General features: G+C 68.8%; 26 protein-coding genes. 17 read left to right on the forward strand and 9 right to left on the reverse strand.

Going from position 1 to position 24,674, the window contains the following annotated elements; genetic code table 11:
- Positions 1–41: 41 nt before the first annotated feature.
- Positions 42–1,679 (forward strand): bifunctional N(6)-L-threonylcarbamoyladenine synthase/serine/threonine protein kinase, encoded by a 1,638-nt coding sequence (locus NATPE_RS03285; RefSeq protein WP_006181524.1) that lies wholly within the window; start codon positions 42–44, stop codon positions 1,677–1,679.
- 86 nt (positions 1,680–1,765) lie between these two features.
- Entirely contained in the window at positions 1,766–2,050 is a 285-nt protein-coding gene (locus tag NATPE_RS03290; RefSeq protein WP_006181523.1) for a DUF5808 domain-containing protein, read from the forward strand.
- 140 nt (positions 2,051–2,190) lie between these two features.
- Here NATPE_RS03290 and NATPE_RS03295 read toward each other — a convergent pair whose 3' ends face one another.
- A complete protein-coding gene (locus NATPE_RS03295; RefSeq protein ID WP_006181522.1) occupies positions 2,191–3,861 on the reverse strand; it encodes an NADH-quinone oxidoreductase subunit D in 1,671 nt (556 codons plus the stop codon).
- A gap of 83 nt (positions 3,862–3,944) precedes the next feature.
- Here NATPE_RS03295 and NATPE_RS03300 point away from each other — a divergent pair, with 83 nt between their 5' ends.
- Positions 3,945–4,598 carry a helix-turn-helix domain-containing protein gene (locus NATPE_RS03300; RefSeq protein ID WP_006181521.1) on the forward strand — a complete coding sequence of 218 codons (654 nt, stop codon included), beginning with the start codon at positions 3,945–3,947 and terminating at the stop codon, positions 4,596–4,598.
- A gap of 94 nt (positions 4,599–4,692) precedes the next feature.
- Positions 4,693–5,244: an XTP/dITP diphosphatase gene (locus NATPE_RS03305; protein WP_006181520.1), complete on the forward strand. Its 552-nt coding sequence runs from the start codon at positions 4,693–4,695 to the stop codon at positions 5,242–5,244.
- Positions 5,245–5,286: 42 nt separating this feature from the next.
- On the opposite strand, the gene NATPE_RS03310 is transcribed toward NATPE_RS03305, so the two are convergent.
- The 5 genes from NATPE_RS03310 to NATPE_RS03330 form a co-directional block, all read right to left on the reverse strand.
- Positions 5,287–6,423 (reverse strand): guanosine monophosphate reductase, encoded by a 1,137-nt coding sequence (locus NATPE_RS03310; protein WP_006181519.1) that lies wholly within the window; start codon positions 6,421–6,423, stop codon positions 5,287–5,289.
- A 71-nt stretch (positions 6,424–6,494) separates the two neighbouring features.
- Positions 6,495–6,968 carry a DUF7384 family protein gene (locus tag NATPE_RS03315; protein WP_006181518.1) on the reverse strand — a complete coding sequence of 158 codons (474 nt, stop codon included), beginning with the start codon at positions 6,966–6,968 and terminating at the stop codon, positions 6,495–6,497.
- A gap of 148 nt (positions 6,969–7,116) precedes the next feature.
- Positions 7,117–8,220: a putative sulfate/molybdate transporter gene (locus NATPE_RS03320; protein ID WP_006181516.1), complete on the reverse strand. Its 1,104-nt coding sequence runs from the start codon at positions 8,218–8,220 to the stop codon at positions 7,117–7,119.
- A gap of 147 nt (positions 8,221–8,367) precedes the next feature.
- Entirely contained in the window at positions 8,368–9,993 is a 1,626-nt protein-coding gene (locus NATPE_RS03325; protein ID WP_006181515.1) for a methyl-accepting chemotaxis protein, read from the reverse strand.
- Positions 9,986–10,576 (reverse strand): heme NO-binding domain-containing protein, encoded by a 591-nt coding sequence (locus tag NATPE_RS03330; RefSeq protein WP_006181514.1) that lies wholly within the window; start codon positions 10,574–10,576, stop codon positions 9,986–9,988. Before NATPE_RS03330 ends, NATPE_RS03325 begins: the two co-directional genes overlap by 8 nt.
- A 247-nt stretch (positions 10,577–10,823) precedes the next feature.
- On the opposite strand from NATPE_RS03330, the gene NATPE_RS03335 reads away from it, so the two are divergent.
- Positions 10,824–11,861, forward strand: coding sequence for an AIR synthase family protein (locus NATPE_RS03335; protein WP_006181513.1), 1,038 nt, complete (start codon positions 10,824–10,826; stop codon positions 11,859–11,861).
- 38 nt (positions 11,862–11,899) lie between these two features.
- On the opposite strand, the gene NATPE_RS03340 is transcribed toward NATPE_RS03335, so the two are convergent.
- Both NATPE_RS03340 and NATPE_RS03345 read right to left on the reverse strand, forming a co-directional pair.
- Positions 11,900–12,253: a type II toxin-antitoxin system PemK/MazF family toxin gene (locus tag NATPE_RS03340; RefSeq protein ID WP_006181512.1), complete on the reverse strand. Its 354-nt coding sequence runs from the start codon at positions 12,251–12,253 to the stop codon at positions 11,900–11,902.
- Positions 12,254–12,255: 2 nt separating this feature from the next.
- Complete coding sequence (locus tag NATPE_RS03345; protein ID WP_006181511.1) at positions 12,256–12,528, reverse strand: AbrB/MazE/SpoVT family DNA-binding domain-containing protein; 273 nt, start codon at positions 12,526–12,528, stop codon at positions 12,256–12,258.
- Between the two features lie 167 nt (positions 12,529–12,695).
- On the opposite strand from NATPE_RS03345, the gene NATPE_RS03350 reads away from it, so the two are divergent.
- The 5 genes from NATPE_RS03350 (at position 12,696) to NATPE_RS03370 (ending at position 17,540) form a co-directional block, all read left to right on the forward strand.
- Complete coding sequence (locus tag NATPE_RS03350) at positions 12,696–12,893, forward strand: hypothetical protein (protein ID WP_006181510.1); 198 nt, start codon at positions 12,696–12,698, stop codon at positions 12,891–12,893.
- Positions 12,894–13,004: 111 nt separating this feature from the next.
- On the forward strand, positions 13,005–14,366 hold the full coding sequence (thiD, locus tag NATPE_RS03355; protein WP_006181509.1) for a bifunctional hydroxymethylpyrimidine kinase/phosphomethylpyrimidine kinase: 1,362 nt from the start codon (positions 13,005–13,007) through the stop codon (positions 14,364–14,366).
- The gene (locus NATPE_RS03360) at positions 14,363–15,355 is read left to right on the forward strand and encodes a TIGR03560 family F420-dependent LLM class oxidoreductase (RefSeq protein ID WP_006181508.1); all 993 of its coding nucleotides are present in this window, start codon (positions 14,363–14,365) and stop codon (positions 15,353–15,355) included. Before thiD ends, NATPE_RS03360 begins: the two co-directional genes overlap by 4 nt.
- Positions 15,356–15,429: 74 nt before the next feature.
- Entirely contained in the window at positions 15,430–16,851 is a 1,422-nt protein-coding gene (locus NATPE_RS03365) for an APC family permease (protein ID WP_006181507.1), read from the forward strand.
- Positions 16,848–17,540, forward strand: coding sequence for a universal stress protein (locus tag NATPE_RS03370; RefSeq protein ID WP_006181506.1), 693 nt, complete (start codon positions 16,848–16,850; stop codon positions 17,538–17,540). The genes NATPE_RS03365 and NATPE_RS03370 overlap by 4 nt, the downstream gene beginning before the upstream one ends.
- A 29-nt stretch (positions 17,541–17,569) precedes the next feature.
- Here NATPE_RS03370 and NATPE_RS03375 read toward each other — a convergent pair whose 3' ends face one another.
- Positions 17,570–18,334 (reverse strand): universal stress protein, encoded by a 765-nt coding sequence (locus NATPE_RS03375; RefSeq protein ID WP_006181505.1) that lies wholly within the window; start codon positions 18,332–18,334, stop codon positions 17,570–17,572.
- Positions 18,335–18,453: 119 nt separating this feature from the next.
- Between NATPE_RS03375 and NATPE_RS03380 the strand changes: the two genes are divergently transcribed.
- The 7 genes from NATPE_RS03380 (at position 18,454) to mutS (ending at position 24,521) form a co-directional block, all read left to right on the forward strand.
- Positions 18,454–19,587, forward strand: a complete 1,134-nt coding sequence (locus tag NATPE_RS03380; protein ID WP_006181504.1) for an ABC transporter ATP-binding protein — start codon at positions 18,454–18,456, stop codon at positions 19,585–19,587.
- Positions 19,584–20,402, forward strand: coding sequence for a hypothetical protein (locus NATPE_RS03385; protein WP_006181503.1), 819 nt, complete (start codon positions 19,584–19,586; stop codon positions 20,400–20,402). The genes NATPE_RS03380 and NATPE_RS03385 overlap by 4 nt, the downstream gene beginning before the upstream one ends.
- Positions 20,403–20,485: 83 nt before the next feature.
- Positions 20,486–20,731, forward strand: a complete 246-nt coding sequence (locus NATPE_RS03390; protein WP_006181502.1) for a DUF7861 family protein — start codon at positions 20,486–20,488, stop codon at positions 20,729–20,731.
- Between the two features lie 48 nt (positions 20,732–20,779).
- Positions 20,780–21,103 carry a hypothetical protein gene (locus NATPE_RS03395; RefSeq protein WP_006181501.1) on the forward strand — a complete coding sequence of 108 codons (324 nt, stop codon included), beginning with the start codon at positions 20,780–20,782 and terminating at the stop codon, positions 21,101–21,103.
- Between the two features lie 50 nt (positions 21,104–21,153).
- Complete coding sequence (locus NATPE_RS03400) at positions 21,154–21,402, forward strand: hypothetical protein (protein WP_006181500.1); 249 nt, start codon at positions 21,154–21,156, stop codon at positions 21,400–21,402.
- Positions 21,386–21,775 carry a hypothetical protein gene (locus NATPE_RS03405; protein ID WP_006181499.1) on the forward strand — a complete coding sequence of 130 codons (390 nt, stop codon included), beginning with the start codon at positions 21,386–21,388 and terminating at the stop codon, positions 21,773–21,775. The genes NATPE_RS03400 and NATPE_RS03405 overlap by 17 nt, the downstream gene beginning before the upstream one ends.
- Before the next feature lie 76 nt (positions 21,776–21,851).
- Positions 21,852–24,521, forward strand: a complete 2,670-nt coding sequence (gene mutS / locus NATPE_RS03410) for a DNA mismatch repair protein MutS (protein ID WP_006181498.1) — start codon at positions 21,852–21,854, stop codon at positions 24,519–24,521.
- Positions 24,522–24,674 lie beyond the last annotated feature (153 nt).

Genomic DNA, 24,674 nt, shown 5'->3' on the forward strand with positions numbered 1-24,674 from the left:
AGCGGGATGTCTCGACCGCCGATGACTACCCGTTTTCAGCCGTGACTGACACCCGCATCCTCGGTATCGAGGGCACCGCCTGGGCCGCCAGCGCGGCCGTCTTCGACGCCGCACGCGACGACGTGTTCATCGAGAGCGACGCCTACCAGCCCGAGAGCGGCGGCATTCACCCACGGGAAGCCGCCGAACACATGCACGAGGCCGTCCCCCGCGTCGTCGAACGCGCCCTCGAGTACGCCCGCGAGACCCACGACGGCCCCGCGAGCGAACCGCCGGTCGACGCGGTCGCCTTCTCTCGCGGGCCCGGCCTAGGCCCCTGTCTGCGGGTTGTCGGGACCGCCGCCCGCGCGCTGAGCCAGGCGCTTTCGGTGCCGCTGGTCGGCGTCAACCACATGGTCGCCCACCTCGAGATCGGTCGTCACACCTCCGGGTTCGACGCGCCGGTCTGTCTGAACGCCAGCGGCGCGAACGCGCACCTGCTGGCCTACCGCAACGGGCGCTATCGCGTCCTCGGCGAGACGATGGACACCGGCGTCGGCAACGCCATCGACAAGTTCACGCGTCACGTCGGCTGGTCCCACCCCGGCGGGCCGAAGGTCGAGGAGGCGGCGAAGGAGGGCGACTACGTCGACCTGCCCTACGTCGTCAAGGGGATGGATTTCTCCTTCTCGGGCATCATGAGCGCTGCCAAGCAGGCATACGACGATGGCGTCCCCGTCGAGGACGTCTGTTACTCCCTGCAGGAGAACATCTTCGGCATGCTGACCGAAGTCTCCGAACGCGCCCTCTCGCTGACCGGCAGCGACGAACTCGTCCTGGGCGGCGGCGTCGGACAGAACGACCGCCTGCGCGAGATGCTCGGGGAGATGTGCGCCCAGCGCGGGGCCGAGTTCCACGCCCCCGAGCCGCGGTTCCTGCGGGACAACGCGGGGATGATCGCCGTGCTAGGTGCGAAGATGTACGACGCCGGCGACACGCTCGCGCTCGAGGATTCGCGCGTCGACCCGGACTTCCGGCCGGATCAGGTAGCCGTCACCTGGCGCTCCGATGAGCCGGACCTCGCAGCCGGTCGCGGCGCGGCCGATGCGGGCGACCAGCAGGTCCGCGGTGCCGAGGCGCTGGTCGACCTCGAGCCCGCGGCCGGCCGCGTCACGAAGCGCCGCGAGGCAAAGACCTATCGCCACCCCGAACTCGACGACCGGCTGCGTCGCGAGCGGACGACGCTGGAGGCCCGACTGACGAGTCTGGCCCGCCGCGAGGGGGTGCCGACGCCGGTGCTGTCGGACATCGATCCCCACGAGTCTCGGTTGGAACTCGAGTACGTCGGCGAGCGGGACCTCCGCGCGGCGCTGACGGCTGCGGGCGTTCGTGACGTCGGCCGGCACCTCGCGCGGCTCCACCGGGCGGGGTTCGTCCACGGCGATCCGACGACGAGAAACGTCAGGGTCGACGGGGACCGAACGTATCTCATCGACTTCGGGCTCGGCTACCACACCGACCACGCCGAGGACTACGCGATGGACCTCCACGTCTTCGACCAGAGTCTCGTCGGGACCGCCGACGACCCCGAACCGCTGCGCGAGGCGGTCCGTGCGGGGTATCGCGAGGTCGGCGAGGAGCGCGTCCTCGAGCGCCTGCGAGCGGTCGAAGGCCGGGGCCGGTACCAGTCGGACGCGTAAGGTGGGGCGGTCCGGCCGCCGGCGGCCGATCTCGGTGACGGCACCAGCACACAATCCCTTTATCGGGGGACAACGTATCACCGAGCATGGCAGACAAGTCGACATCCGGTGAGATCCTCGGGGTACCGTACAACTTCGAACGACCGAGCATCAGTCGCATGCTCTCGTCGTACTGGCAGCCCGGCGAGGGGATGCTCGTCGAGAAGCCCTTCGGGGTCGGCTACACCCTGAACCTCGCCAACTGGCGCTCGTGGATCGTCGTCGCCGTCGCCGGTGCGCTGCTCTGGCAGCAGGAACAGGGCGCGTCCGGGGACGACGAGGAGTCGGTCGACGAGCCCGTCGAGGTCATCGTCGACGACACCGACGACTGAGACGGTTTCCTGTACCGATTTACCGGTTCGACCGTAGACCGTGTCGCGGTCGCACCGGAAATGACGTACAGCAGACCGCATGACCGGCGCGAACCGTCCTTTTCGCGGCCGCTCCGAGCGACGAGCGACTGCGCCGTCGCTCAGCGATCGACTTCGCCCATGATACAGTCGAGGCTCCCGATCGCCGCGATGAGGTCGGCGACGTACTCGCCGCGTGCGATCTCGGGCAGCGCCGAGAGGTTCGAGAAACACGGGCTGCGGATCTTGAACCGCGCCGGCGTCTCGGTGCCGTCCGACCGAATGTAGATCCCGAGTTCGCCTTTCGCGCCCTCGACGGCGCGGTAGCTCTCGGCGTCGGTTTCGGGCTTGAGCGTTCTGGGGACGTTGCTCTGGACGGTGCGTTCGTCAGTGGGCCAGTCCACAAGCAGGTCGAGACACTGATCGACGATCTTCGCCGACTCCTCGATCTCCCGCAGTCGGACGAGCAGTCGGGCGAAGTTGTCGCCGTCGGGTTCGGTGACCACGTCCCACTCGAGGTTGTCGTAGTAGCCGTAGGGATCGTCTCGCCGGAGGTCGTAGTCGATCCCAGAGCCGCGGGCGACGGGGCCGGTGCAGCCGTAGTCTTTCGCGGCCTCGGGTTCCAGGACGCCGGTGTCGACACAGCGGCGCTGGAAGATCTCGTTGGTCACGAGCAGGTCGTGATACTCCTCGAGTTTCGCCGGGAAGCCGTCGAGGACGTCCCGAACGTCCGCGATGAACTCCCCGCGGGGTTCGGGCAGGTCCCAGGCGACCCCGCCCACTCGGAAGTAGTTGAACATCATCCGTTGGCCGGTCAGTGCCTCGAGACAGTCGAGGACGAGTTCGCGGTCCCGGATCGCGTATTGGAAGGCGGCACAGAACTCGCCGACGATGTCCAGCGCGTAGGTGCCGATGGCGATGAAATGCGAGGCCAGCCGCGAGAGTTCGGCCCCCATCGTCCGGATCACCTGTGCGTACTCCGGGACGTCGATGTCCGCGAGGGCCTCGATCGTGCGGGCGTAGGCCCACTCGTTGCACAGTCCCGAGGACACCCAGTCCCAGCGGTCCGGGTACGGCATGATCTGATGGCGATACGTACTCTGCTGGCACATCTGTTCCTCACACCGGTGGATGTACCCGATGTCGGGATCGACATCGACGACCGTCTCGCCGTCCAGCACGGCCTTCACGTGGAGGACGCCGTGGGTCGAAGGGTGGTGGGGACCGATGTTGAGAAACATCGTCTCCGAGGTGGTGTCGTGTTCGTCGCCCGCGATCGGGTTCGCGTGTTCCGAGAGGGTGACGATCTGTGACTGTTCCTGATCGTAGTCCAGCGAGAGTGGATGTCCCTGCCACGTCTCCGGCAGGAGGATTCGGCGCAGGTCGGGGTGGTCCTCGTACTCGATCCCGATCAGGTCGTAGGCCTCCCGCTCGTGCCAGTTGGCCGTCTCGAAAACCGGCGCGGCCGACTCGCTTTTCGGTTCGCGGGTCGGCGTCGGCACCACCACGCTCACCTCCCGCGTCGGCTCCGCGTAGGACCGCAGGTGATAGATCGTCTCGAACCGGTCCGGATACTGCTGGGCGGTCACACACGCACAGTGATCGAACCCCGCCTCGTCGCGAAGCGTCGCCAACACCTGCCGTACCTCGTCGGGCCGGATCACGACCGCCGGCGCGTTCTCGTGATCGTCCCGCCCGAGGACCGCGTCCCCGAGCAGGCCCTCGAGCGTTGTCTCCCCATCCGCATCGTCGCCGTCCGCCGGCCGCGACTCGAGCGTCGAGTCCGCTGTCATGGCCGGCCGTTCGGCCGCTCGAGGCGAGTCGGTTCTGCGTCACGGGCTAGGCTATTTATATACGCAGGCCGGACCCTCCGGTCGTGAAGACCGTTCGGCTCACGCTGCGGTTCGACGCCGAGACGATCCACCCGATGCACCGGTTCGTCGCCGAGAGCGACGCGTTCGAGTCCTATCGGCTGGTCCACGGTAACTTCGCTGGCGAGAACGACGACAACGTTTTTATCTTTCACGTCGTCGGCGACGCCGACGTCTACGAGGCCGCGCTCGCCGAGACCGACCGCGTCGACGACTACGAACTCACGCGGACCGGCGATCGAACCTTTACCGTCTACGTCCGCGATCTGCCGGCCGACGTCGATACGAGGCTCCTCGAGGGCCTCACCGCGGGCAGTCTCGTCGTCCTGCCGCCGCTTGAGTACCGGTCGGACTGGACGGTCCGGTTCTCCGTCGTCGGCGAATCGGCCGATCTCCGGGCGGCGCTCGAGGGGATGCCCGACGGCATCGAGACGGCCGTCGACCGCGTCGGCGAGTACGACGGGGCCGACGCGGCGGTCGGCGCACTGACCGCCCGCCAGCGGGAGACGCTCCGGGTCGCTCGCGAGCTGGGGTACTTCGAGGTCCCACGCGCGGCGGGCGTCGAGGACGTCGCCGCCGAACTCGACTGTGCGCCCGGGACGGCCGCCGAACACCTCCGGAAGGCTGAAGCGACCGTGATAGAGGCACTCGAACTGTAGTCCGGGCGCGTCGGTCCCGGCCGTCGATCGGTCCCGCCCTCGGCTCGGGCGAGCAACCGACGCCTATTTTCGGCCCGCGGCCCCCCGCTCGGATATGACCGTTCGATTCGTCACCGGCAACGAGGGCAAGGCGCGCGAGGCGCGGGACTATCTCTCGGGCATCGAGCCCGTCGAGCAGATCGAGTACGACTACACCGAGATTCAAAGCGACTCGCTCGAGGAAATCGCGGCCCACGGGGCGCGCGAGGCCTTCGACGAACTCGGGGGTGAGGAGCCGGTGCTGGTCGACGACGCCGGGCTGTTCGTCGAGGCCCTCGGCGGGTTCCCCGGCCCGTACTCGGCGTACGTCGAGGACACTGTCGGCGTCGAGCGGCTCTGGCGACTCGCGAGCGAGGAGGAGAACCGCCGCGCGCACTTCCGGACCGTCCTCGCGTACGCGGACGAGGACGGGACGGAGACGTTCGAGGGATCGGTCGCCGGAACGCTCGTCGCGCCCCGCGGCGAGGGCGGGTTCGGCTACGATCCCATTTTCGAGTACAACGGACAGACGTTGGCCGAACTGAGTACCGAAGAGAAGAACGCGATCTCTCACCGCGGGCGCGCGCTGGCGGCGTTCACCGAGTGGTACGCCGACCGCGACGCGTAACGGGCGCAGCTCCCGCGGCTCGGCGATCAGTACGCTCGATCGTCAGTCGTCGCTTTCTGCCGGCGGACTCGAGCCGTCGTCGGCCGCCAGATCGGCTTCGGAGACGCTCTTGGATTCGCTCTCGACGCTGACGCCCTCCCAGTCGTGGTCCGTGTGGTACCCCTCGCGGTCCTTCGCGCTGGGCGCGACGCGGATGAACTCGGCACCGTCCCGGGCGGCCGGGATGGTGTGTCCGCCGCAGTAGGAGAGCCCGGATCGGATGCCGGCGCAGAACTCCTCGACGACGTCGGCGACCGGTCCCTTGTAGGGGGTCAGGGCCTCGACGCCCTCGTCGGCGTCGACATCGACGTCCTTGTCGTCGCGGTCCTCGGCGGCCGCGGTGGTCGCCATCCCCCGCGAGCGCTTGTATCGGGTGCCGTCGACCTCGACGACAGCGCCGGGCGCTTCCTCGGTGCCGGCCAGCAGGCTCCCGACCATCACGGTGTCGGCCCCGGCCATCAGCGCCTTGACCGCGTCGCCGGAGGTACGGATCCCGCCGTCGGCACAGATCGTCACGTCCAGGTCCTCGGCGGCGCTCGCACAGTCGTCGACGGCCGTCAACTGCGGGACGCCGGCCCCGGCGACCTTTCGAGTCGTACAGTGCGAACCGGGACCGATCCCGACCTTCACACAGTCCGCGCCGGCAGCGGCGAGGTCTTCGACGCCCGCCGGCGTCGCGACGTTCCCCGCGACGAGGTCCGTCTCCGGGAACGCCTCGCTCAGTTGCTCGACGGCCTCGAGCGTCCGCTCCAAGTGGCCGTGGGCGACGTCGACGACGATCGCGTCGACGCCGGCGTCGACGATCGCGTCGCTTCGCTTGACGTAGTCCTCGTTGATCCCGACGGCGGCGGCCACCTGCTCGTCGGCCTCTTTCACTCGTTCGACCTGCTCGGCCTGCTCGGCCGCCGTCAGAAACCGGTGTAACACGCCGATGCCGCCGGCCCGCGAGAGTTCGATCGCCAGGTCGGCCTCCGTGACGGTATCCATCGCGGCCGAGACCAGCGGCGTCTCGAGGTCGACGGACGGCGTGAACGGCGTCTCGAGGTCGACGGTACTGCGGCTGTCAACGGGTGAGCGCTGTGGGACGAGGAGAACGTCCCCGTAGCTCAGTCCGGTCCGGAGATCACGTAGATTGGTCATTCCCCTCATAAATCAGGGGCTCCCACCGCATAAGTCACACGTTCTTCGTGTAGCGGGCCCGTCGCCGGCGGTTACGCTCGCGGGTCCCGGTCCGGCCCGGGATACTCGCCGTCCTCGACGGCCGCGTACAGACTCTCGGGATCGAACAGGCGCGCGAACGCGTCCGGCGGCCGGATGCTGACCGAGACGCGGGGCTGGAGCGTCAGGCCGGCCTCTGCCGATCGTAGCCGCTCGTCGTAGGAGAGCAGGTGTGCCGCCTCGCCCCGATAGGCCGACGCCAGCGCGGGATGATCTCCCTCGGGCTGGTCGACCGCGACCCGCTCGGCCTCGAGGCGCTCGCGGTGATCGGCGGCGAGGTCGGCGTCGGCGAGTGCCGTTACCAGCTCCTCGGTCGCCGCGAGCAGCGGGTCGCTCGCGACCAGTTCGACCCACGAGTGGCGGCGGACGTGATCGAGCGCCTCGCGGGCCGATCCGCCGACCAGCAGGTCCGCCGCGAGGACGTCGGCGTCCGCGACGACGCGGGCGGGATCGGGCTCCTCAGGCATCGTCTTCCTCCCGGATCGTCGCGAGTTCGTCTCGGATCGACTCGAGATCACCGTCGTACTCCGCGCCGCGATCGAACAGGTCGGCCCAGCTCGGTGGCATCGGTGACGGTTAGCGCTACGGGATGAAAGGTCGTCCGGCTCCCGGCGCTTATTCCGCACGGGAGAGCAGCCAGAACGCGACAGCCCCGGCGACGAAGGCGACGCCGACGTTGACGGCCGCGCCGACGGCTCCGACCCCCACCACGAGCGCGAGCGACCGACGGTCGTCGACTGGATCGAACGCCGCTCGAGCCAGCTGACCACCGACGACGACCAGCAGGACGCCCAGAAGCGCCATCGGGAACGCCGCGAGGGCAGCCCCGGCGGCGACCAGCGCGAGCGCGAGGTAGCCGACGCCGAGCAGGACGTTCGCGCCGCCGGTCCGCGCGCCGAAGGCGTACTTGCCGGCCAGCCCGCCGCTGCCGTGACACATCGGCACGCCGCCCAGCGGGACCGCCGCCAGACAGGTCACGCCCATGCTCCGTGAGAGCGCGTCGGCCGAGACCTCGCGGTCGTAGAGGTCGCCACAGAGCAGGGCGGTCGCGATGGCGGCGTTCCCGATCGTCATGCCCAGCTGGGCGACGGTCCCCTCGATGGCGGCCGCGGATAGCGCCGGCCGCCCGGCAGGGAAGACCGCGAGCGCGGGCGCGGTCGGCGTCGGAACGCCCGCCGTCGCGACGGCCGCAACCGCGCCGAGCCCGAGGACGACTAGTGCGCTCGTCCGGGCGTGGCCGACCAGCGCCAGCAGGCCGACGACGGCGAGCCCGGTCGCCGCTACGGGCGGGTTCCCGACCGAGAGATCGACCGCCGCCTCGAGCAGGAGCAGTGCGACCGCGAACTGGACGCCGCGGATGACGGGCTCGCCGACGACCTGCTGAAGCCGACCGACGAGCCCGAGCCGGCCGACGACGAGCAAGACGCCGCCGGCGAGCAGCCCGGCCGCGGCCAGTTCGGCGTAGGAAAGCGCGCCGACGATCGCCAGCCCGACCAGGGCCTTCATCGGCTCGACGGACAGCGGCAGCCCGTAGTAGAGCCCCCAGACGATCTGGAAGACGCCAAAGCCAAGCAGGACGTGAGGGAGAGAGACGCTCGTCGTCGCCCCAAGCGCGACCAGCAGCGGCAACACCGTAACCGAATCCCCTAGCGCACCCGTGAGTTCGCCCGCGGAGAACTCGAGGTCGCGACCGGCCCGCGACTCGACGGAGTACGCCATCTGTCCCCCGTAATTCGGGGACGAACTTGACTCTTGCCTGTAACTGTTCTCCCTTTCGGGCCGGCGTAAGCGTAATCTATAGTGGTTATCGGACGGGTCGGGACGCTCCCTCGAGCCGCCGGTCGGCGGCCGTCAGTCGGGTCGTCGCTATCGAGACGCGGTGCCGCCGTCGCCGATCGTCTCCGGCGTCGCGTCGGCCGTCGAGACGGCCTCCGGGTCGACGTCGTCGGCGGTCCGTGGCTCCGGCAGGTCGTAGCCGCTCTCGGTGTCGTAGGCCACGAGCTGTGCGTTCAACTCGCCGGCCTGCTCGGTCAGGACGGTCGCGCTGCGGGCCACGTGGGAGAGCGCCTCCGCCTGGGCCGACGCCCGGCGGGCCGCTCGCGCCGAGGTCGACGCCGTCGCCGCGCTCGTCTCGGCGGCGTCCTCGACCAGCACGACGACCTGCTGGGTCGCCGACGCCTGCTCTTGGGTCGCCGCGGAGATCTCCTGAACGCCGTCGTTTGTCTCCTCGGCGAGTCCGGCGACCTCCTCGAGCGCGGTCGCGGCGTCCTCGACGTCGGCGACGCTGTCCTCGATTCGGCCGCGGCTGGTCCGGACCTCGTCGGCGGCCGCCATCGCCCGCTCTTTGAGTCCCTCGAGGCGTTCCTCGACGGTCTGGACCGAGTCGTAGACCTCCTCTGAGAGGGTCTGAATCTCGTCGGCGACCGCGCCGAAGCCCTCGCCACCGGCCTCGCCCGAACGAGTCGCCTCGATGTTGGCGTTCAGCGCCAGCATGTTGGTCTGTTCGGCGATCTCGCTGATCGATTCGATCAGCTCGTCGATCCGCTCGGCTTCGGCCTCGAGCCCCTCGATCTCCTCGAGGGTCCGTTCGGTCTCGGTGTCGATCACGGCCATGCCGGTGATCGCGTCGCCCGCGGCCTCGCTTCCCTGCCGGCCGACGCGTGCGGTCCGGTCGGCGGTGTCGGCGACCTCGGAGGCGGTCGCGGCGATCTCCTCGACCGTCGTCGAGAAGTTCTCCATCTCGGCCGTTACGGTTCGCAACTGCTCGTTCTGTTCCCTGTTGTCCGCGACGACCTCGGTCAGCGCCTCGCTCGTGCGTTCGCCTTCCGCCTGTACCGCCTCCATGCTGGTCGTGAGTTCGCGGCTGTAGGTGACGACCTCGCCGGAGAAGGACTTCAGCGTCCCGAAGGTGTCCTCGATCTCCGCGAGCATCCTGTTGGAGTTGTCGGCCAACTCGTCGAGCGATTCGTGGGTGCCCGGCCGCTCGAACCGACGGGTGAGATCGCCCGCGGCGACCGCCCGCGTCGTCTCCGCGTGGGTCTGGACGGTCCGCTCGAGTTCGTCCAGCGACCGGTCCGTCCGGTCGCGTTCGGCCAACTGCTCCCGGATCCCGGCCAGCGATGACTCGAGGGCCGCGAACTCGTCGTCGCGGTCGCCGTCGAAGGGGTCGTCGTACTCGCCGGCCTCGAGGCGCGTCACTCGCTCGGTCAGGTCGGCGATCCCCGCACGCAGTCGGTCGCGCTGGCCCGGCGCGGTTCGGGCGCTCGAGGCGGCGGCGATCCCGGCCGCGGTGGCGCCCGTCGCGACGACGCCGGCGACGCCAGCCCCGAAGACGGCCGCGGTCTGGCCGCCGAGCGCGACCGCCGCGACGGCGACGACGACCAGTCCGACCACGGCGACCGCGAGGGCGAAACCGACCGGTCGATCCGATTGGATCGCCCCGGGAATCGGCGACGAGTCGCCCGCGCCGGCCGCCTCGAGCGAGTCAGTCATTCGCCTCCCCGCTGCGGACGGTAGCCGTGTCCGCCTCGGCGGATACTCGCCGCCGAATGTCGAAGACGCAGGCGTCGTCGCCCTCGTGCATACAGGTCCGCTCCTCGGCGACGAGGTCCTCGTCGAAGCGGTCGGCGACGCCCTGGATCGCGCCGCGAGCCACGTCACAGAGTTTCCGGTCCGAATCGTAGGTGATCCGGACCCGGTTCTCGTCGACCCGCTCCGACCGAATGCGCGGGGTCGTCAGCGTCGTCATGTCCCGGGTCCGCAGTGAGGTATGGAACCGCTGGATGTTCGCGATGAGTTCGAGCCCCTCCCAGTCGTCGTCGATGTGGAGGTCGTAGGTCTCGAGCAACGCGGGGACGACCCACCGCCCGTACTGGGTGAGGATCGTCCGCGGGCTCTGATCGGTGAGATCGCCGGCAGTGCGGGCGATCTCGTAGACGTCGCCGTCCGGATAGACCGTGACCGGGACATAGACCTTCTCCTCGATGTCGGCCTCGTTCTGAATCGCTAACCAGGCGTCCTCGCCGTAGGTGTCGACGACGAACGACTGGAGCGTCTGGAGGATTATGCCGTGCATTCCGCCTCCCCTCGTCCCGCGTCCCCGACGACGGTCGCTCCGAACATATCAGATTTCACGATTAGTAACCCTTCTTATGAACGTACCTGCTTAGCCTTTCACCCTGCACTGTTGGGTATCCGGATCGGCCGTGAAAGCATCTCATACAGCTCGAGCCGACGATACTGTCGCGTCCGATGTCGCCGCCCGATACCGATTACGGCGACGAATCAGTACGTCTAAGTCGTCTGACTGGTATCGATCACCCGTGAGCGACCTCGGAAAAATCGATCGCGCGTTCTTCGACCGCCACATCGCGCCGAACCTCGGTGCCGACCGCGACGACGTCGCCGTCGGGCCGACCCACGGCGTCGATTTCGGCGTCCTCGATATCGGCGACCGCGCGCTGGTCACCGCGACCGACCCCCTCTCGATCCTGCCCGCGCTGGGCCTCGAACGGGCCGCGCGCTTCGCCCTCGATCTCGTCCTCGCGGACGTGGCCGTCAGCGGTGTCCCCCCGTCACATCTCTCGATCTGTTTCACGCTGCCCGAGGGGATGACCGACGACGAGTTCGCGACGGTCTGGGAGACGATCCACGCGGAGTGTGCGGACCTCGGCGTCGCCGTCGTGACCGGCCACACGGCGCGCTACGCCGACCCGTCCCACCCATGGGTCGGCGCGGCCACCGCGATGGGCGTCGGCGACCACGGCGACATCGTTCGGCCCGACGGGGCCCGCCCCGGCGATCGGCTCCTCCTGACGAACGGCCCCGCCGTCGAGGCCGTCGGCCTCCTGAGTACGCTCTTCGGCGAGGAAATCGACTGTCCCGCCGAGACGATCTCGGCCGCCCAGGACCGCCTCGAGGAGGTCTACGCCGTCCGGGACGCCCTCACGGCGGCCGCCGCGGGGCCGGTCCGGGCGATGCACGACGTGACCGAGGGCGGCCTCGCGGGCGCGTTGAACGAGATGGCCGACGGGGCCGACGCCCGGTTCGCGATCGACCGCGACGCTGTCCCGCTGCGCCCCGGCGTCCGCGAGGTCTGTGACGCCCTCGGGATCGACCCCTGGGCGGCGACCAGTTGCGGGTCGCTGCTGCTTTCGGTCGACCCTGACGGCGTCGCCGACGTCCGCGAGGCGCTCGCGGATCGGGGGACGCCGGTCGCCGAGATCGGCCGCGTCGAGGCGCTCGAGGGCGACGACGGTGCGGTGCTAGTCGACGGCGACCGGCTCGCGCATCCGAACGCCGACCCGTCGTGGGATGCCTATGCGGCGCTGGCCGCCGCGGCCAACGGCGACGGATCGTAATCACGGCTCGTTCCTTCTCGTCGTCTGGTCCCGACCGTTCAGACCTCGCGCAAGCCAAGGCTGTACTCGAGCGCGGTGTCGACCTCGTCCATCCGATCGGCCGGCACCGATCCGACGACGTCCGTGATCCGGTCGTCGATCGAGACGGTTCGAACCTGACTACAGAGCGCGACCGAGTCCTCGCGGAGGGTACACTCGTCGGCGGGGATCAGCACTTCGAACGGATAGCGTTCGTTCCCGTAGGACGTGGTAAAGGGGACGACGATCGTCGTCGGGGCGTTTTCGTTGCCGACGTCGTTCTGGACGACGAGACAGGGTCTGGTCCCCCGCTGTTCGGAGCCGCGCGTCGGATCGAGTTCGACGACGACGATGTCGCCCCGCCGGACGTGCATCGTTACTCCTCCCAGCCGGGCGCGTCGCCGAGTGAGGCGTTCGCTTCCCGCGAGGATCCGGCCATCTCGTCCGCGAGTTCGCGGTGGTGTTCGGCGCGGCGTCGATACCCCTCCGCGAGGTCCGCCCGCGACGTCGGTTTCTCGATGACGATCTTGTCACCTGCTTCGCGGATCGTCACCTCGTCACCACCGTGGATATCGAACGCCTCTCGAAGACGCTTCGGCAGCGTTACCTGCCCGCGATCGCCGACTTTCCGTGTTTCGGGCTCGCTCATACGTATTCAAATCATATCCATACCCATAACGCTGCCGTCCGGACCGCGTGTCGTCGTTCGAAACCGATCTCGATGGGACTCGCTGGCCCCCTCGTCCGCCGACGGGTCAGTCTCGAGCCACTCCGGACAAGGCGTACCCGTGTCGGGGCCGTACACCGTCGTGACCGATGAGCGACCTCGAACGAGTGAAAGCGGCGATCGTCGACGAACTCGAGGGGGAGCGCTACACCCACACGGCCCTCAGGGAGCGGGTCGCCGACGAGTACGACTGCAGCGAGGCGGCCGTCAGTCGCGCAATCTCGGCGCTCCACGACGCGGGCGTGATCGAACACAAACAGGGATTCTTCGAACTCACCGACGACTGACGGCGGGCGGTTCTCGACGACCAGACGTCCTCGAGGTGTCGATCACACCGCGGACGACTCTCAGCGTCGCTGACCATCACCGCTTAGTATAAGCCGGGAATACGGTTTCGTATGCGAACACCAGCACCCGAGAGCCGGCCGGTCGCGCTGACGATCGCTGGCAGCGACTCCGGCGGCGGCGCGGGGATCCAGGCCGACCTCGCGACGATGGCCGCCCACGGCGTCTTCGGCACGTCGGCGATCACCGCCGTCACCGCCCAAAACACCCGCGGCGTCGAGTCTTCCCACGTCCTGCCGACCGCGGAGATCGCCGCCCAGCTCGAGGCCGTCACCGACGACTTCGCGGTCGGCGCGGCCAAGACCGGGATGCTCGCGACGACCGAGGTCATCGAGACCGTCGCCGAGTACGCACAGGAGTTCGCGTTCCCGCTGGTCGTCGACCCCGTGATGGTCGCGACCTCGGGCGATCGGCTGCTCGAGCCCGAGGCCGAACGGGCCTACGAGGAACTGCTGGGTACGGCGACGGTCGCGACGCCCAACGCCGACGAGGCCGAAGTGCTGACGGACATCGCCGTCACCGACGAGGAGACGGCTCGCGAGGCCGGCGAGGCGATCCTCGAGACGGGCGTCGACGCGGTCCTCGTGAAGGGTGGGCACGTCCCCGGCGAGCGGGTCCGGGACACCCTCGTCACCGCGGAGACGGTCCGGACGTTCGAACACCCCCGCGTCGGGACCGAGGCCACCCACGGCTCGGGCTGTGCGCTGGCCGCCGCGATCGCGGCCCGACTGGCCACGGGCGAACCGCTCGAGTCGGCCGTCGAGGGGGCGACGGACTTCCTTGCCCGCGCGGTTCGGTACCCCTACGATGTGGGCGAGGGTCACGGCGCGGTCAACCACATGCACCCGCTGCGAAACGACGCCGCCCGGGAGCCCACCGCCGAGGAGGTGCAGGCGATCGTCGACCGGTTCGTCGCGGCCGACGTCTCGGCGCTGGTCCCCGAGGTGGGGATGAACGTCGTCGGCGCAACGCCCTACGCCGAGTCCGTCGCCGAGACCGCCGCCGTCGAGGGCCGGATCACGCGGACCCTCTCGGGGGTTCGACCCAACCGCGGGGTCCGGTTCGGGGCCTCGAGCCACATGGCCCGCTTCCTGCTGTCCGCGCGGGAGTTCGTCCCCGACCTGCGATTCGCGGTGAACTGCCGGTTCGACGCGGACGTCGAGGCCGCACTCGAGGCCCTCGCGTGGCCGATCGCCGAGTACGATCGCGGCGACCAGCCGGCCGAGATCAGGGAGACGGAGGGGAGTACGATGGGATGGGGTGCCCGGCAGGCGTTCGCGGCCCGCGAGGAGCCCCCCGTCGCCGTCGTCGATCGCGGCGAGGTCGGCAAGGAGGCGCTCGTGAAGATCGTCGCGGCCGACCCCGAGACGCTCGCCGACCGGACGCTGGCGCTCGAGCGCGAGGTGACCCGATGAGCCCCGCCGACGGGGACGCGACCGCCCTCGAGACCGGTATCATCCTCCCCCAGTACGGCACCGAGATCGACACGGTCCGGGACACCGCACTCGAGGCCGAGCGGCTGGGCTACGACGCGGTCTGGCTCGAGGATCACTTCCAGTCGTGGATCGGTGACCCCCGGCGAGCGACCCACGAGTGCTGGACGACGCTCAGCGCAGTCGCGGAGGCCACCGACGAGATTCGGCTAGGGACGCTCGTGACCAGTCAGTCGTACCGCCATCCCGCCCTGCTGGCGAAGATGGCGGCGGGGGTCGACCAAGTGAGCGACGGCCGGCTCGAGCTGGGGCTGGGCGGGGGCTGGTACGAGGCCGAGTACGACCGCTTCGGCTACGAGTTCCGCGAACCGCCCGCCGAACGGCTCCGACGGCTGGCCGAAACCGTCGAAATCCTGCAGGGGCTGTGGACCAACGAGACCTACAGTCACGAGGGCCGACACCTCGAGATCGATCTCGAGGACGCCTTCTGCGAACCGAAGCCCGTACAGGATCCGCATCCGCCGATCTGGATCGGCGGCGGGGGCGAGCAGTTTACGCTGCGGTACGCCGCCGAACTGGCCGACGGCTGGAACTACGGGACCCTCGAGCCCGACGGCTTCGCCGACAAGCTCGACGTGTTGCGGGATCACTGCGAGAGCGAGGCCCGGTACGACGAGATCCGCAAGTCCGCCGAGCTGTTCGTCTTCGTCGGGGAAACGACCGCGGCCGCCGAGGAAAAGCGCGAGTCGTTCCGCGACGAATTCCTGCCCGCCGACGGCCCGAGCGAGCCCCGAGAGTTCTTCCTCGCGGGCTACCTCGAGACGGCCCCCACCGGGACGCCGGCCGAAATCCGCGAGCGGCTCGCCGACTACGCCGACGCCGGCATCGAGGAGGTCATGCTCGCGGTCCCGAACGCGGTCGACGACGGCGACGAGAGCCTGTCGCTGCTGGCCGCGGCACTCGCCGCGTGACTGTCCGCCGGTGGACATCCCAGCGGTCAGTACTCGACAGTAGAGCTATACGGCAGGCGTGAGACGCACCCGGTATGAGCGATTCGTCGTCGGTCGGCGGGACCAACGTCGACGGGGAGTCACCGCAACTCGAGCCGACGGTCGAGACCGACGAGGCGACGATCACCGACGACGCCGAACTCGAGCGGACGCTCGGGCTCACCGGCGGCCTCGCCATCGGGATCGGGACGATGATCGGGGCGGGCATCTTCGTCTTTCCGGGACTCGCCGCCGGACAGGCGGGCCCTGCCGCGGCGGGCTCGTTCGCGATCGGCGCGCTCGTGGCCTTGCTGGTCGCGTTGCCGACGTCGGAACTCGCGACGGCGATGCCGAAAAGCGGGGGCGGCTACTACTACATCTCCCGCGGTCTGGGGACGCTCGCCGGGACCGTCGTCGGACTGTCGCTGTGGTTCGGGCTGGTGTTCGCGACGGCGTTTTACCTCGTCGGCTTCGGCTACTACGCGGTCGATACGCTCGCCGAACTCGGGGTCGCGGTCGGCGACGGACTCGTCATCCCGCTGGCGCTGCTGTTCGGCGCGGGCTTTACGGTGTTGAACGTCACCGGGACGGAAAACGCGGCGAAGCTCCAGAACGGGATCGTCGCGTTACTGCTGTCGATCCTGGTCGTCTTCCTCGGGTACGGCGGCCTCGACGCCATGGGGCTCATCGGCGACCCATCCGCACCCGAACAGTTCGCCCCCTTCGGTACGATGCCGATACTGACGACCGCGGCGCTCGTGTTCACCTCGTATCTCGGCTTCGCACAGGTCGCGACCGTTGCCGGGGAGATGAAAGACCCCGGCCGGAACCTGCCGCTGGCGATGGTCGGCTCCGTCCTCATCGTCGGCGTCCTCTACGTGGCGACGATCTTCGTCGCGACGAGCGCCTTCGGGAGCGAACGACTCGCCGAGTTCGGCGAGACGGCCATGGTCGAGGTCGGCCGCCACTACCTCGGCGCGGCCGGTGCCGTCGCCATCGTCTTCGGCGGGCTGCTCGCGACCATGTCGAGCGCGAACGCGTCGATTCTCAGCACGTCTCGAGCGATCTACGCCGTCTCGAAGGACGCCCTGTTGCCGCGGCGGGCGAGCCACATCAACCTCCGCTATGGCACGCCACACGTCGCGCTGGGGATGGCAGGCGGGCCGATCCTCGTGTTGGTCGCGACCGGCCGCGTGGAACTGCTCGCGGAGGTCGCTTCCTTCCTTCATCTGGTCATGTACGGGCTGATCTGTGTGGCCCTGCTCGTCCTGCGCCGCGACGAACCGGAGTGGTACGACCCCGACTTCCGGGTCCCCGGCTACCCCGTCGTCCCGATACTCGGCGCGCTCGCGAGTTTCGCCATGATCGGCTTCATGCAGCGCGCGTCACAGCTCCTCGGCGTCGGGATCATGCTCGCGACCGCCGGGTGGTACGCCTACTACGCTCGCGACGTCACGCTCAGGGGGGCACTCCAATGACGCGCATCCTCGTCCCGCTGGCGATCCTCGAGGGCGAGACGGTCCCGGCCGGTCTACCGACGCTGCTCGCGCCCGTGGACGTGACGGTACTCGGCTATCACGTCCTGCCCGAGCAGACGCCGCCCGATCAGGCGCGGCTCCAGTACGAGGACCGGGCGACCGCCGCCCTCGAGGACCTCGTCGCCGAGTTCGAGGCGGCCGGCAGCGAGGCCGACCACCGCCTCGTGTTCACCCACGACCGGGCACAGACGATCGACCGGATCGCCGCGGAGACCGGAGCGGACGCCTACGCGATTCCGGGCGTGACCGGGCCGGTCGATCGGCTCCTCGTGGCGCTCTCCGGCGACGTCGCCGTCGACCGCATCGGGTCGTTCGTCGCCGACCTGGTCGGCGGCCGCGAGATCGGCGTCACGCTCTTTCTCGCGACCGACGACGAGGCCGGGGGCCGGGACTCCCTCGAGGCGGCCGCCGCGGACCTCGCCGCGGCCGGGATCGACGCCGAGACCGAACTCGCCGTCAGTGACGCGCCGCTCGAGGCACTGGTGGACGCCACGGCGGACCACGACGCCGTCGTCATGGGCGAGCAGGCCCCGTCGCTCCGGTCGTTCCTGCTGGGCGAGGACGCCGAGCGGGTCGCCGCCGAGTCGGTCGGTCCGGTACTCATCGTCCGGAGTTCCGACGGCGCGTGATCTCCGCGTGTGGCTGTGCCACACGGTCGCTACTCCTCGTTTTCGCTGCCGTGTTCCGTGTCCTCTGCCGTCGTCTCGAGGTACTCGCCGCGAATCACCAGGACCGGATCGACCGTCTCTTGGGCCAGCCGTTCGACGCGATCCCGGAAGACGTACCGGCGGATCGACGGCCGACTCTCGCCGAGGACGAGGAGGTCGTGATCCGCCGCGGCGTCGAGAATCGCTGCCGTGGGCGAGTCGTCGACGACGACCGTGCTGTCGATCCGCCCGTCGTCGAGGCCAGCGGCCACCAGTTCCGACCGCGCCCGCTCGAGCAGTTCCGCGCCCGCGTCTCGCTCTCCCTCGTCGGCGGCGACGTGAAAGAGGGTGACCGCGAGCGTCGTGTCGGCGAGGACCGTACGGAGCAGTCGGGCGATGTGTTCGACGTTGACGTCGCTCCGAATCGCGACGAGTACCGTCTCGAGGATAGGCGCTGGGTTGCAGACCAGGACGGCGTCGCACGATTCCTCGACGGCGACGCGTTCGAACGTCTTCAGTCGGGAGTGGGTAAACGCCAACCGCGACTCGACGTCACAGCCGGCGTCCTCGAACACCGTCCGTCGCTCCGCGAGTTCGGCCCGCATGCGATCGCCGTACTGATCGCGTGCCTGCTCCGTGCCGGTCTGGTCCGGGAGTTCGCGATAGCCCAGCAGAACGACCGGAATCGACGCGAACGCGTCGACGAGCGTCCGCGGAACGCTCTCCCCCTCGAGGACGTCGACCGGAATCAACACGCGATGGGCGCGGTCTGACATGACTGACGAGTGACTCTCCCACGGGCAGCGTAATATATCCCGGCCGACGACCGCCCCCTCGAGCCCCGTTTCGGCGGACGGCCGCGCGTTTTTGTAGCTCGGCCACTTAAACCAGTACCGTGACGGCGCGAGAAAACAGCGTGACGACGAACGGAACGGACGCCGTGGCCGCGTTCAGTGAGGGAGCCGGTGCGTCGCCCGGCGACGACGCGGTGGGGACCGACCGAGGGTTCGAGCGGGAGCGGCCACCGGCCGAGACGCGCCCGGACAGCGGCGAGCGGTCGGCGACGGTTGACCGCGATATCGCCGTCTCCGTCACCGGGCTGTCCAAGCGGTTCGGCGCCGGCGAGACGGCGGTGACCGCCGTCGACGACGTGAGCGTCGACATCGAGACCGGCTCGATCGTGGGCCTGTTAGGGCCAAACGGTGCCGGCAAGACGACGCTCATCAAGTCGATCCTCGGGATGGTCGTGCCGGACGCGGGCAGCGTCCGGATCCGCGGCATCGACCTCCGGGAGCGACCACGGGCGGCCTACAGCGCCGTCGACGCCATGCTCGAGGGAGCACGAAACGACTACTGGCGGCTGACCGTCCGGGAGAACCTCCGCTATTTCGCTACGATCAGCGGCGTCGACCCGAACTCGGTCCGCGACCGCCACGACCGGCTGCTGGCCCAGCTCGACCTCGAGGCGAAGGCGGACGTTCCGGTCCGCGATCTCTCCCGGGGGATGAAACAGAAGGTCTCGTTGGCGAGCGTCCTCGCCGGTGGTGCCGAGGTCGTCTTCCTCGACGAACCAACGCTCGGGTTGGATATCGAGAGTTCCCGGACGCTCCAGCGGGAACTGCGACGCCTCGCCGCGGAGGAAGACCTCACCGTCGTCCTTAGCAGCCACGACATGGACGTCGTCGAGACGGTCTGTGACCGCGTTCTCATCATGTCCGACGGGGAAATCATCGCGGACGACACCGTCGACGCCTTGCTGTCCGACACGGACCGCCACTGCGTTCGGATCACGAGCGCCGACATCGACGCCGCGCTCGTCTCGCGACTGCGACGGCGCTTTGAGTCGCTCGAGGCCGAGCGACGCGACGCCGGCCACCGGATCGAGGTCGTGACCGACAGCGATGGCCTCTACGAACTGCTGGAGCGGCTCCGCGACGCCGACGTGACCCTCGAGCGCGTCCGGACGGTCGAACCGGACCTCGAGGACGTCTTCGTCGAACTGACGAGCGGCGATCGAGGTGGGCGATGAGCGCGGGCGCGGGTCGGCAGGACGGGACCGACCGGCCGCGGCCGGCCGGTTACCGCCACCTCGCGCGGGCCGTCCTCTACCGCGAGTACCTGATCTTCGTTCGCTACCCCGCAAACGCCGTCGGCGGGCTCGTCATCTCGGTGTTTTTCTTCGGGCTGCTGTTCTACGGCGGCCGGGCGATCGCCGGACAGGCCTTGACCGACTCGATCGAGGGGATCATCGTCGGCTACTTCCTGTGGTCGCTCTCGGTCGGGGCGTACTCCTCGATCTCGAACGACATCGGGAGCGAGGTCCAGTGGGGGACCCTCGAGCGCCACGTGATGTCGCCGTTTGGCTTCGCGCCCGTGGCCCTGTTGAAGGGCCTCGCCAAGATCGTCCGGTCGTTCGTCACCTCGTCGGTGCTGCTCGCGGTGATGCTGCTCATCACCGGGCGGAGCCTCGAACTGAACGTGGGGACGATCGTCGTCGTCGCGACGCTCAGCATCGTCTCGGTGCTGGGGCTCGGACTGGCCGCCGGCGGCGTGACCGTCCTCTACAAGCGGGTCGGCAACTGGCTCAACCTGCTCCAGTTCGGCTTTATCGTGCTGATCTCCGCGCCCGCGTTCGACCTCGGCTGGCTGCGATTCTTCCCGCTCGCCCAAGGCAGCGCGCTCCTCCAGCGGACGATGATCCACGACGTCCGTCTCTGGGAGTTCCCCGCGGTCGATCTCGCAATCTTGCTCGGGGTCGCCGTCGGCTACGTCACGCTCGGCTACGCGATCTTCCAGTACGCGACCCGCCGGGCGCGACGGCTCGGCGTCCTCGGGGACTACTGACCCGCTTTCAGCCCGCCGGACTGACGGCGTCCGGAACCGTCGCCCCCGCCAGACTCTCCCCCGTGGCACCCGTTCGATTTCGTATGGCCCACGACAGGATCCACGCGCGGAAACCGACACACGACCTCGAGCGATGGTCCGTCGGGACGATCGCCGCCATCGACCAACGGGACGGTCACGCCGTCTTCGAGGTTACGACCGAGGGCGGCGAGTCGGTCGAACTCGTCGTGACGGTCGCGATCCGGGATCTCGTCCTCCGGCGACTCGATCTCGCGGCCGACGAGTCGCCGATCGGTGCCCGCGTCTGGTACCGCACCCGCGGCGGCTGACGGCGGCGGATCGATACCTAGTTTTCGGTGGCGACGGTATCGTGGGGCATGGTCGAGAGCCCGTTCGACGTGACGATCGAGGTTGGCGAGGTACTCGAGGCCGAACCGTTCCCCGAAGCCGAGAAGCCCGAGATGACCAAGCTGTGGATCGACCTCGGCGACGAGGAGATCCAGTCCGCGGCGCAGTTGGACCACCATCACGACGCCGCCGACCTCGAGGGCCGGCAGGTGCTGTGCGCGACGAACCTTGGCTCCGTACGGATCGCGGGATTCAAATCGGAGGCGCTGACTGTCGGCGTTCCCAGTGAGGAGGGGTATCCCGTGCTGGTCTCGCCCGACGAGGACGTGCCGCTGGGCGGAACGCTGTACTGATATTGGGAATAGTCTAAGTAGTACCCACTGTAACCGTATACGTGTGAAAGATGGGGACGGAAACTGACGACCGCGGACGGCTCTATCTCTCGAAGGACCTCCGTGAGCGGCACGGAGAGCGTTTTCACGTCGTCGAATACAGCGACCACATCGAACTGATCCCGATCGACGACGACCCGCTCGAGGGACTTCGAGAAGCCGTCGGCGACGCGTTCGATGACAAATCGATCGACGAACTGCGCGACGAAGCCCGGGAGTTGGCCCGCGAGGAGGTAGCGAACGATGTACGTCGAGACTGATTTCCTGCTAGCGCTTCTCAAGGACTCTGACTGGTTGCAGGCCGAGGCGAAAGCTGCCCTCGACGAACACGAGGTAGAAACGTCGATCCTCGCCTACGCAGAACTCTTTCTCCTCCTCGACGACTACGACGTCGATCGCGTTCGAGCGATTTCCAACCTCGTCGAACTCGTCCCGGTTCGACCCGAGGAACACTCACAGGCCGTTCTCAAGGCGGTCAAGTATCAGGACGAACACGGGATGACGAACTTCGACTCGCTTCACGCGGGGATGGTCGACACGTGGGAGACGCCAGTTCTTGGTAGCGAACGTGACTACGACGACCTCGAGATCGAGCGCATCCCGCTCGAGCCGACGAACGAGGAGTCCGAGTAGGGCAGTCCCGTCGCTGCCCGGCCACGTTCACCGCGGATCCCGCAGGGTTTTTGCGGTGGAGGGACAGTCACCGGATATGACCGAGGCGACGGGGATCGTCGGCGAGTTCTTCTCGCTCAAGGAAGACACCGACGCCGACCTCCTGACGATGCAGTGTGGCGATTTCTACGAGTTCTTCGGGGAGGACGCCGAACTCGTCAGCGAGGAACTCGACCTCAAAGTCTCACAGAAGTCCTCGCACGGTTCCTCCTATCCGATGGCCGGCGTGCCGATCGACGACCTGACGCCCTACCTCAAGGCCCTCGTCGAACGCGGCTACCGCGTCGCCGTCGCCGACCAGTACGAGACCGACTCCGGCCACGCCCGCGAGGTCGTCCGCGTCGTGACCCCCGGGACCCTGCTCGAGACGAGCGACGCCGATGCCCAGTACATGGCGGCGGTCGTCGACGGGAGCGAGGTCGGCGGGGCGAGCAGTGACGGCTACGGCCTCGCGTTCGCCGACGTGACGACCGGCCGCTTTCTCGTCGCCGACGCCGCCGACCCCGACGAGGCGCTGACGGAACTCTATCGATTCGATCCGGTCGAGGTCCTGCCCGGCCCCGAAGTGCGGACCGACGACGACCTGCTCGGGAAACTGCGCGAGCGCGTCGACGCGACGCTGACGCTCCACGAGACCGACGCGTTCGCGCCGAAACGCGGTGCCCACACTGTCCGTGAGCAGTTCGGAACCGAGACCGTCGACCGACTGTCGGTCGGCGAGCAGACGCTCGCGGCCGCCGGTGCGGTGCTTTCCTACGTCGAGGAGACCGGCGCGGGCGTGCTGGCCTCGATGACCCGCATCCAGGCCCACCACGGCGACGACCACGTCACCCTGGACGCGACCACCCAGCGTAACCTCGAGTTGACCGAGACGATGCAAGGCGACGGCGACGGCTCGCTGTTCGCGACGATCGACCACACCGAGACCAGCGCCGGCGGCCGCCTGCTCAAAGAATGGCTCCAGCGGCCCAGACGGTCGCTCGAGACCCTCGAGGAGCGACAGGCGAGCGTCGACGCGCTCTCGACGGCGGCGCTGGCCCGCGACGAGATCCAGGACCGCCTCGGCGAAGCCTACGATCTCGCCCGCCTCGCCTCGAAGGCCAGCCACGGCAGCGCCGACGCGCGGGATCTGGTGGCTGTCCGCGAGACGCTGGCCGTCCTCCCGGCCGTGGCCGAGACGATCGAGTCGACGCCGGCACTGGCCGACTCCCCCCTCTCGGCGATCGTCGACCGGCCGGATCGAGCGGCCGCGCGGGAGTTGCGCGAGACCCTCGAGGAAGCCGTCGCCGAGGACCCGCCGTCGACGGTGACGCAGGGGGAACTCCTCCGGAAAGGGTACGACGACGAACTCGACGAGGTGATCGAGCGCCACGAGGAAGTCAGGGAGTGGCTCGACACCCTCGCCGAGCGCGAGAAGCGCCAGCACGGACTCTCGCACGTCACCGTCGACCGGAACAAGACCGACGGCTACTACATCCAGGTCGGCAAATCGGCCGCGGACGGCGTGCCCGACCACTACGAGCAGATCAAGACGCTGAAAAACTCCAAGCGGTTCACGACCGAGGAACTCGAGGAGAAAGAACGCGACGTCCTCCGGCTCGAGGACCGGCGCGGCGAACTGGAGTACGAACTCTTCGAGGAACTCCGCGACGAGGTGGCCGAGCGGGCGGCACTGCTACAGGACGTCGGCCGGGCCTTAGCGACGATCGACGCGCTGGCGAGTCTGGCGACCCACGCCGCCGAGAACCGCTGGGTGCGGCCGGAGCTGCATCGGGGCGATGACCTGACGATCGAGCAGGGCCGCCACCCGGTCGTCGAGCAGACGACGGAGTTCGTGCCCAACGACGTCCGCATGGACGAGGACCGCGGCTTTCTGGTCGTCACCGGCCCCAACATGTCCGGCAAGTCGACGTACATGCGCCAAGTCGCGTGTATCGTCTTGCTCGCCCAGATCGGGAGCTTCGTCCCGGCCGAAGCGGCCGAGATCGGCGTCGTCGACGGTATCTTCACTCGCGTCGGCGCGCTCGACGAACTCGCACAGGGCCGGTCGACGTTCATGGTCGAGATGAGCGAACTCTCGAACATCCTCCACACCGCGACCGAGGAGTCGCTGGTCATCCTGGACGAGGTGGGGCGGGGCACCGCGACCTACGACGGTATCTCGATCGCGTGGGCCGCCACGGAGTACCTGCACAACGAAGTGAAAGCGAAGACCCTCTTTGCCACCCACTACCACGAACTGACCGGCCTCGCGGAGAACCTCCCCCGCGTCGCCAACGTCCACGTCGCGGCCGACGAGCGCGACGGCGAGGTCACCTTCCTCCGGACGGTCCGCGACGGCCCCACGGATCGGTCCTACGGCGTCCACGTCGCCGATCTCGCCGGCGTCCCGGATCCCGTCGTCGACCGCTCGAGGGAAGTCCTCGAGCGGCTGCGCGAGGAGAAAGCAATCGAGGCGAAAGGCGGGGCCTCGAACGAGCCGGTGCAGGCGGTCTTCGATCTGGGCAGCGGGACGATGCAGACCGAGTCCCAAGACCGGTCGCAAGCGGCGTCGACCGACGGCGGCCCGGCGGGCGAGTCGGCGGCCGCGATCGACCCCGAAACCGAGGCCGTCCTCGAGGACCTCGAGTCGATCGACGTCAACACGACGCCGCCGATCGAACTCGTCTCGCAAGTCCAGGAGTTACAGGAGCGACTCGAGGAGTGACCCGGCCGCAGACGCCGCGTTCGATGTCGGAGAGCGAGAGGTAGCGATCGGTGCTCGGATGGGTTCCGAAAACGAAGCGGCTGAATCGGTAGGTCGACATGCGAACTTATCGACGAAGTCGAAGCGTTAGCAGCGCCACCATCGGACCGAGGA

Source organism: Natrinema pellirubrum DSM 15624 (genome assembly GCF_000230735.2).
Taxonomy (GTDB): Archaea; Halobacteriota; Halobacteria; order Halobacteriales; family Natrialbaceae; genus Natrinema; species Natrinema pellirubrum.

Bases quoted from the DNA above. Each gene is read 5' to 3' on its own strand.
- NATPE_RS03290 (WP_006181523.1), top strand. From the start codon at position 1,766: ATGGCAGACAAGTCGACATCCGGTGAGATCCTCGGGGTACCGTACAAC.
- NATPE_RS03295 (WP_006181522.1), bottom strand. From the start codon at position 3,861: ATGACAGCGGACTCGACGCTCGAGTCGCGGCCGGCGGACGGCGACGAT.
- NATPE_RS03305 (WP_006181520.1), top strand. From the start codon at position 4,693: ATGACCGTTCGATTCGTCACCGGCAACGAGGGCAAGGCGCGCGAGGCG.
- NATPE_RS03310 (WP_006181519.1), bottom strand. From the start codon at position 6,423: ATGACCAATCTACGTGATCTCCGGACCGGACTGAGCTACGGGGACGTT.
- NATPE_RS03315 (WP_006181518.1), bottom strand. From the start codon at position 6,968: ATGCCTGAGGAGCCCGATCCCGCCCGCGTCGTCGCGGACGCCGACGTC.
- NATPE_RS03320 (WP_006181516.1), bottom strand. From the start codon at position 8,220: ATGGCGTACTCCGTCGAGTCGCGGGCCGGTCGCGACCTCGAGTTCTCC.
- NATPE_RS03325 (WP_006181515.1), bottom strand. From the start codon at position 9,993: ATGACTGACTCGCTCGAGGCGGCCGGCGCGGGCGACTCGTCGCCGATT.
- NATPE_RS03330 (WP_006181514.1), bottom strand. From the start codon at position 10,576: ATGCACGGCATAATCCTCCAGACGCTCCAGTCGTTCGTCGTCGACACC.
- NATPE_RS03340 (WP_006181512.1), bottom strand. From the start codon at position 12,253: ATGCACGTCCGGCGGGGCGACATCGTCGTCGTCGAACTCGATCCGACG.
- NATPE_RS03345 (WP_006181511.1), bottom strand. From the start codon at position 12,528: ATGAGCGAGCCCGAAACACGGAAAGTCGGCGATCGCGGGCAGGTAACG.
- NATPE_RS03350 (WP_006181510.1), top strand. From the start codon at position 12,696: ATGAGCGACCTCGAACGAGTGAAAGCGGCGATCGTCGACGAACTCGAG.
- thiD (WP_006181509.1), top strand. From the start codon at position 13,005: ATGCGAACACCAGCACCCGAGAGCCGGCCGGTCGCGCTGACGATCGCT.
- NATPE_RS03360 (WP_006181508.1), top strand. From the start codon at position 14,363: ATGAGCCCCGCCGACGGGGACGCGACCGCCCTCGAGACCGGTATCATC.
- NATPE_RS03365 (WP_006181507.1), top strand. From the start codon at position 15,430: ATGAGCGATTCGTCGTCGGTCGGCGGGACCAACGTCGACGGGGAGTCA.
- NATPE_RS03370 (WP_006181506.1), top strand. From the start codon at position 16,848: ATGACGCGCATCCTCGTCCCGCTGGCGATCCTCGAGGGCGAGACGGTC.
- NATPE_RS03375 (WP_006181505.1), bottom strand. From the start codon at position 18,334: ATGTCAGACCGCGCCCATCGCGTGTTGATTCCGGTCGACGTCCTCGAG.
- NATPE_RS03385 (WP_006181503.1), top strand. From the start codon at position 19,584: ATGAGCGCGGGCGCGGGTCGGCAGGACGGGACCGACCGGCCGCGGCCG.
- NATPE_RS03390 (WP_006181502.1), top strand. From the start codon at position 20,486: ATGGCCCACGACAGGATCCACGCGCGGAAACCGACACACGACCTCGAG.
- NATPE_RS03395 (WP_006181501.1), top strand. From the start codon at position 20,780: ATGGTCGAGAGCCCGTTCGACGTGACGATCGAGGTTGGCGAGGTACTC.
- NATPE_RS03400 (WP_006181500.1), top strand. From the start codon at position 21,154: ATGGGGACGGAAACTGACGACCGCGGACGGCTCTATCTCTCGAAGGAC.
- NATPE_RS03405 (WP_006181499.1), top strand. From the start codon at position 21,386: ATGTACGTCGAGACTGATTTCCTGCTAGCGCTTCTCAAGGACTCTGAC.
- mutS (WP_006181498.1), top strand. From the start codon at position 21,852: ATGACCGAGGCGACGGGGATCGTCGGCGAGTTCTTCTCGCTCAAGGAA.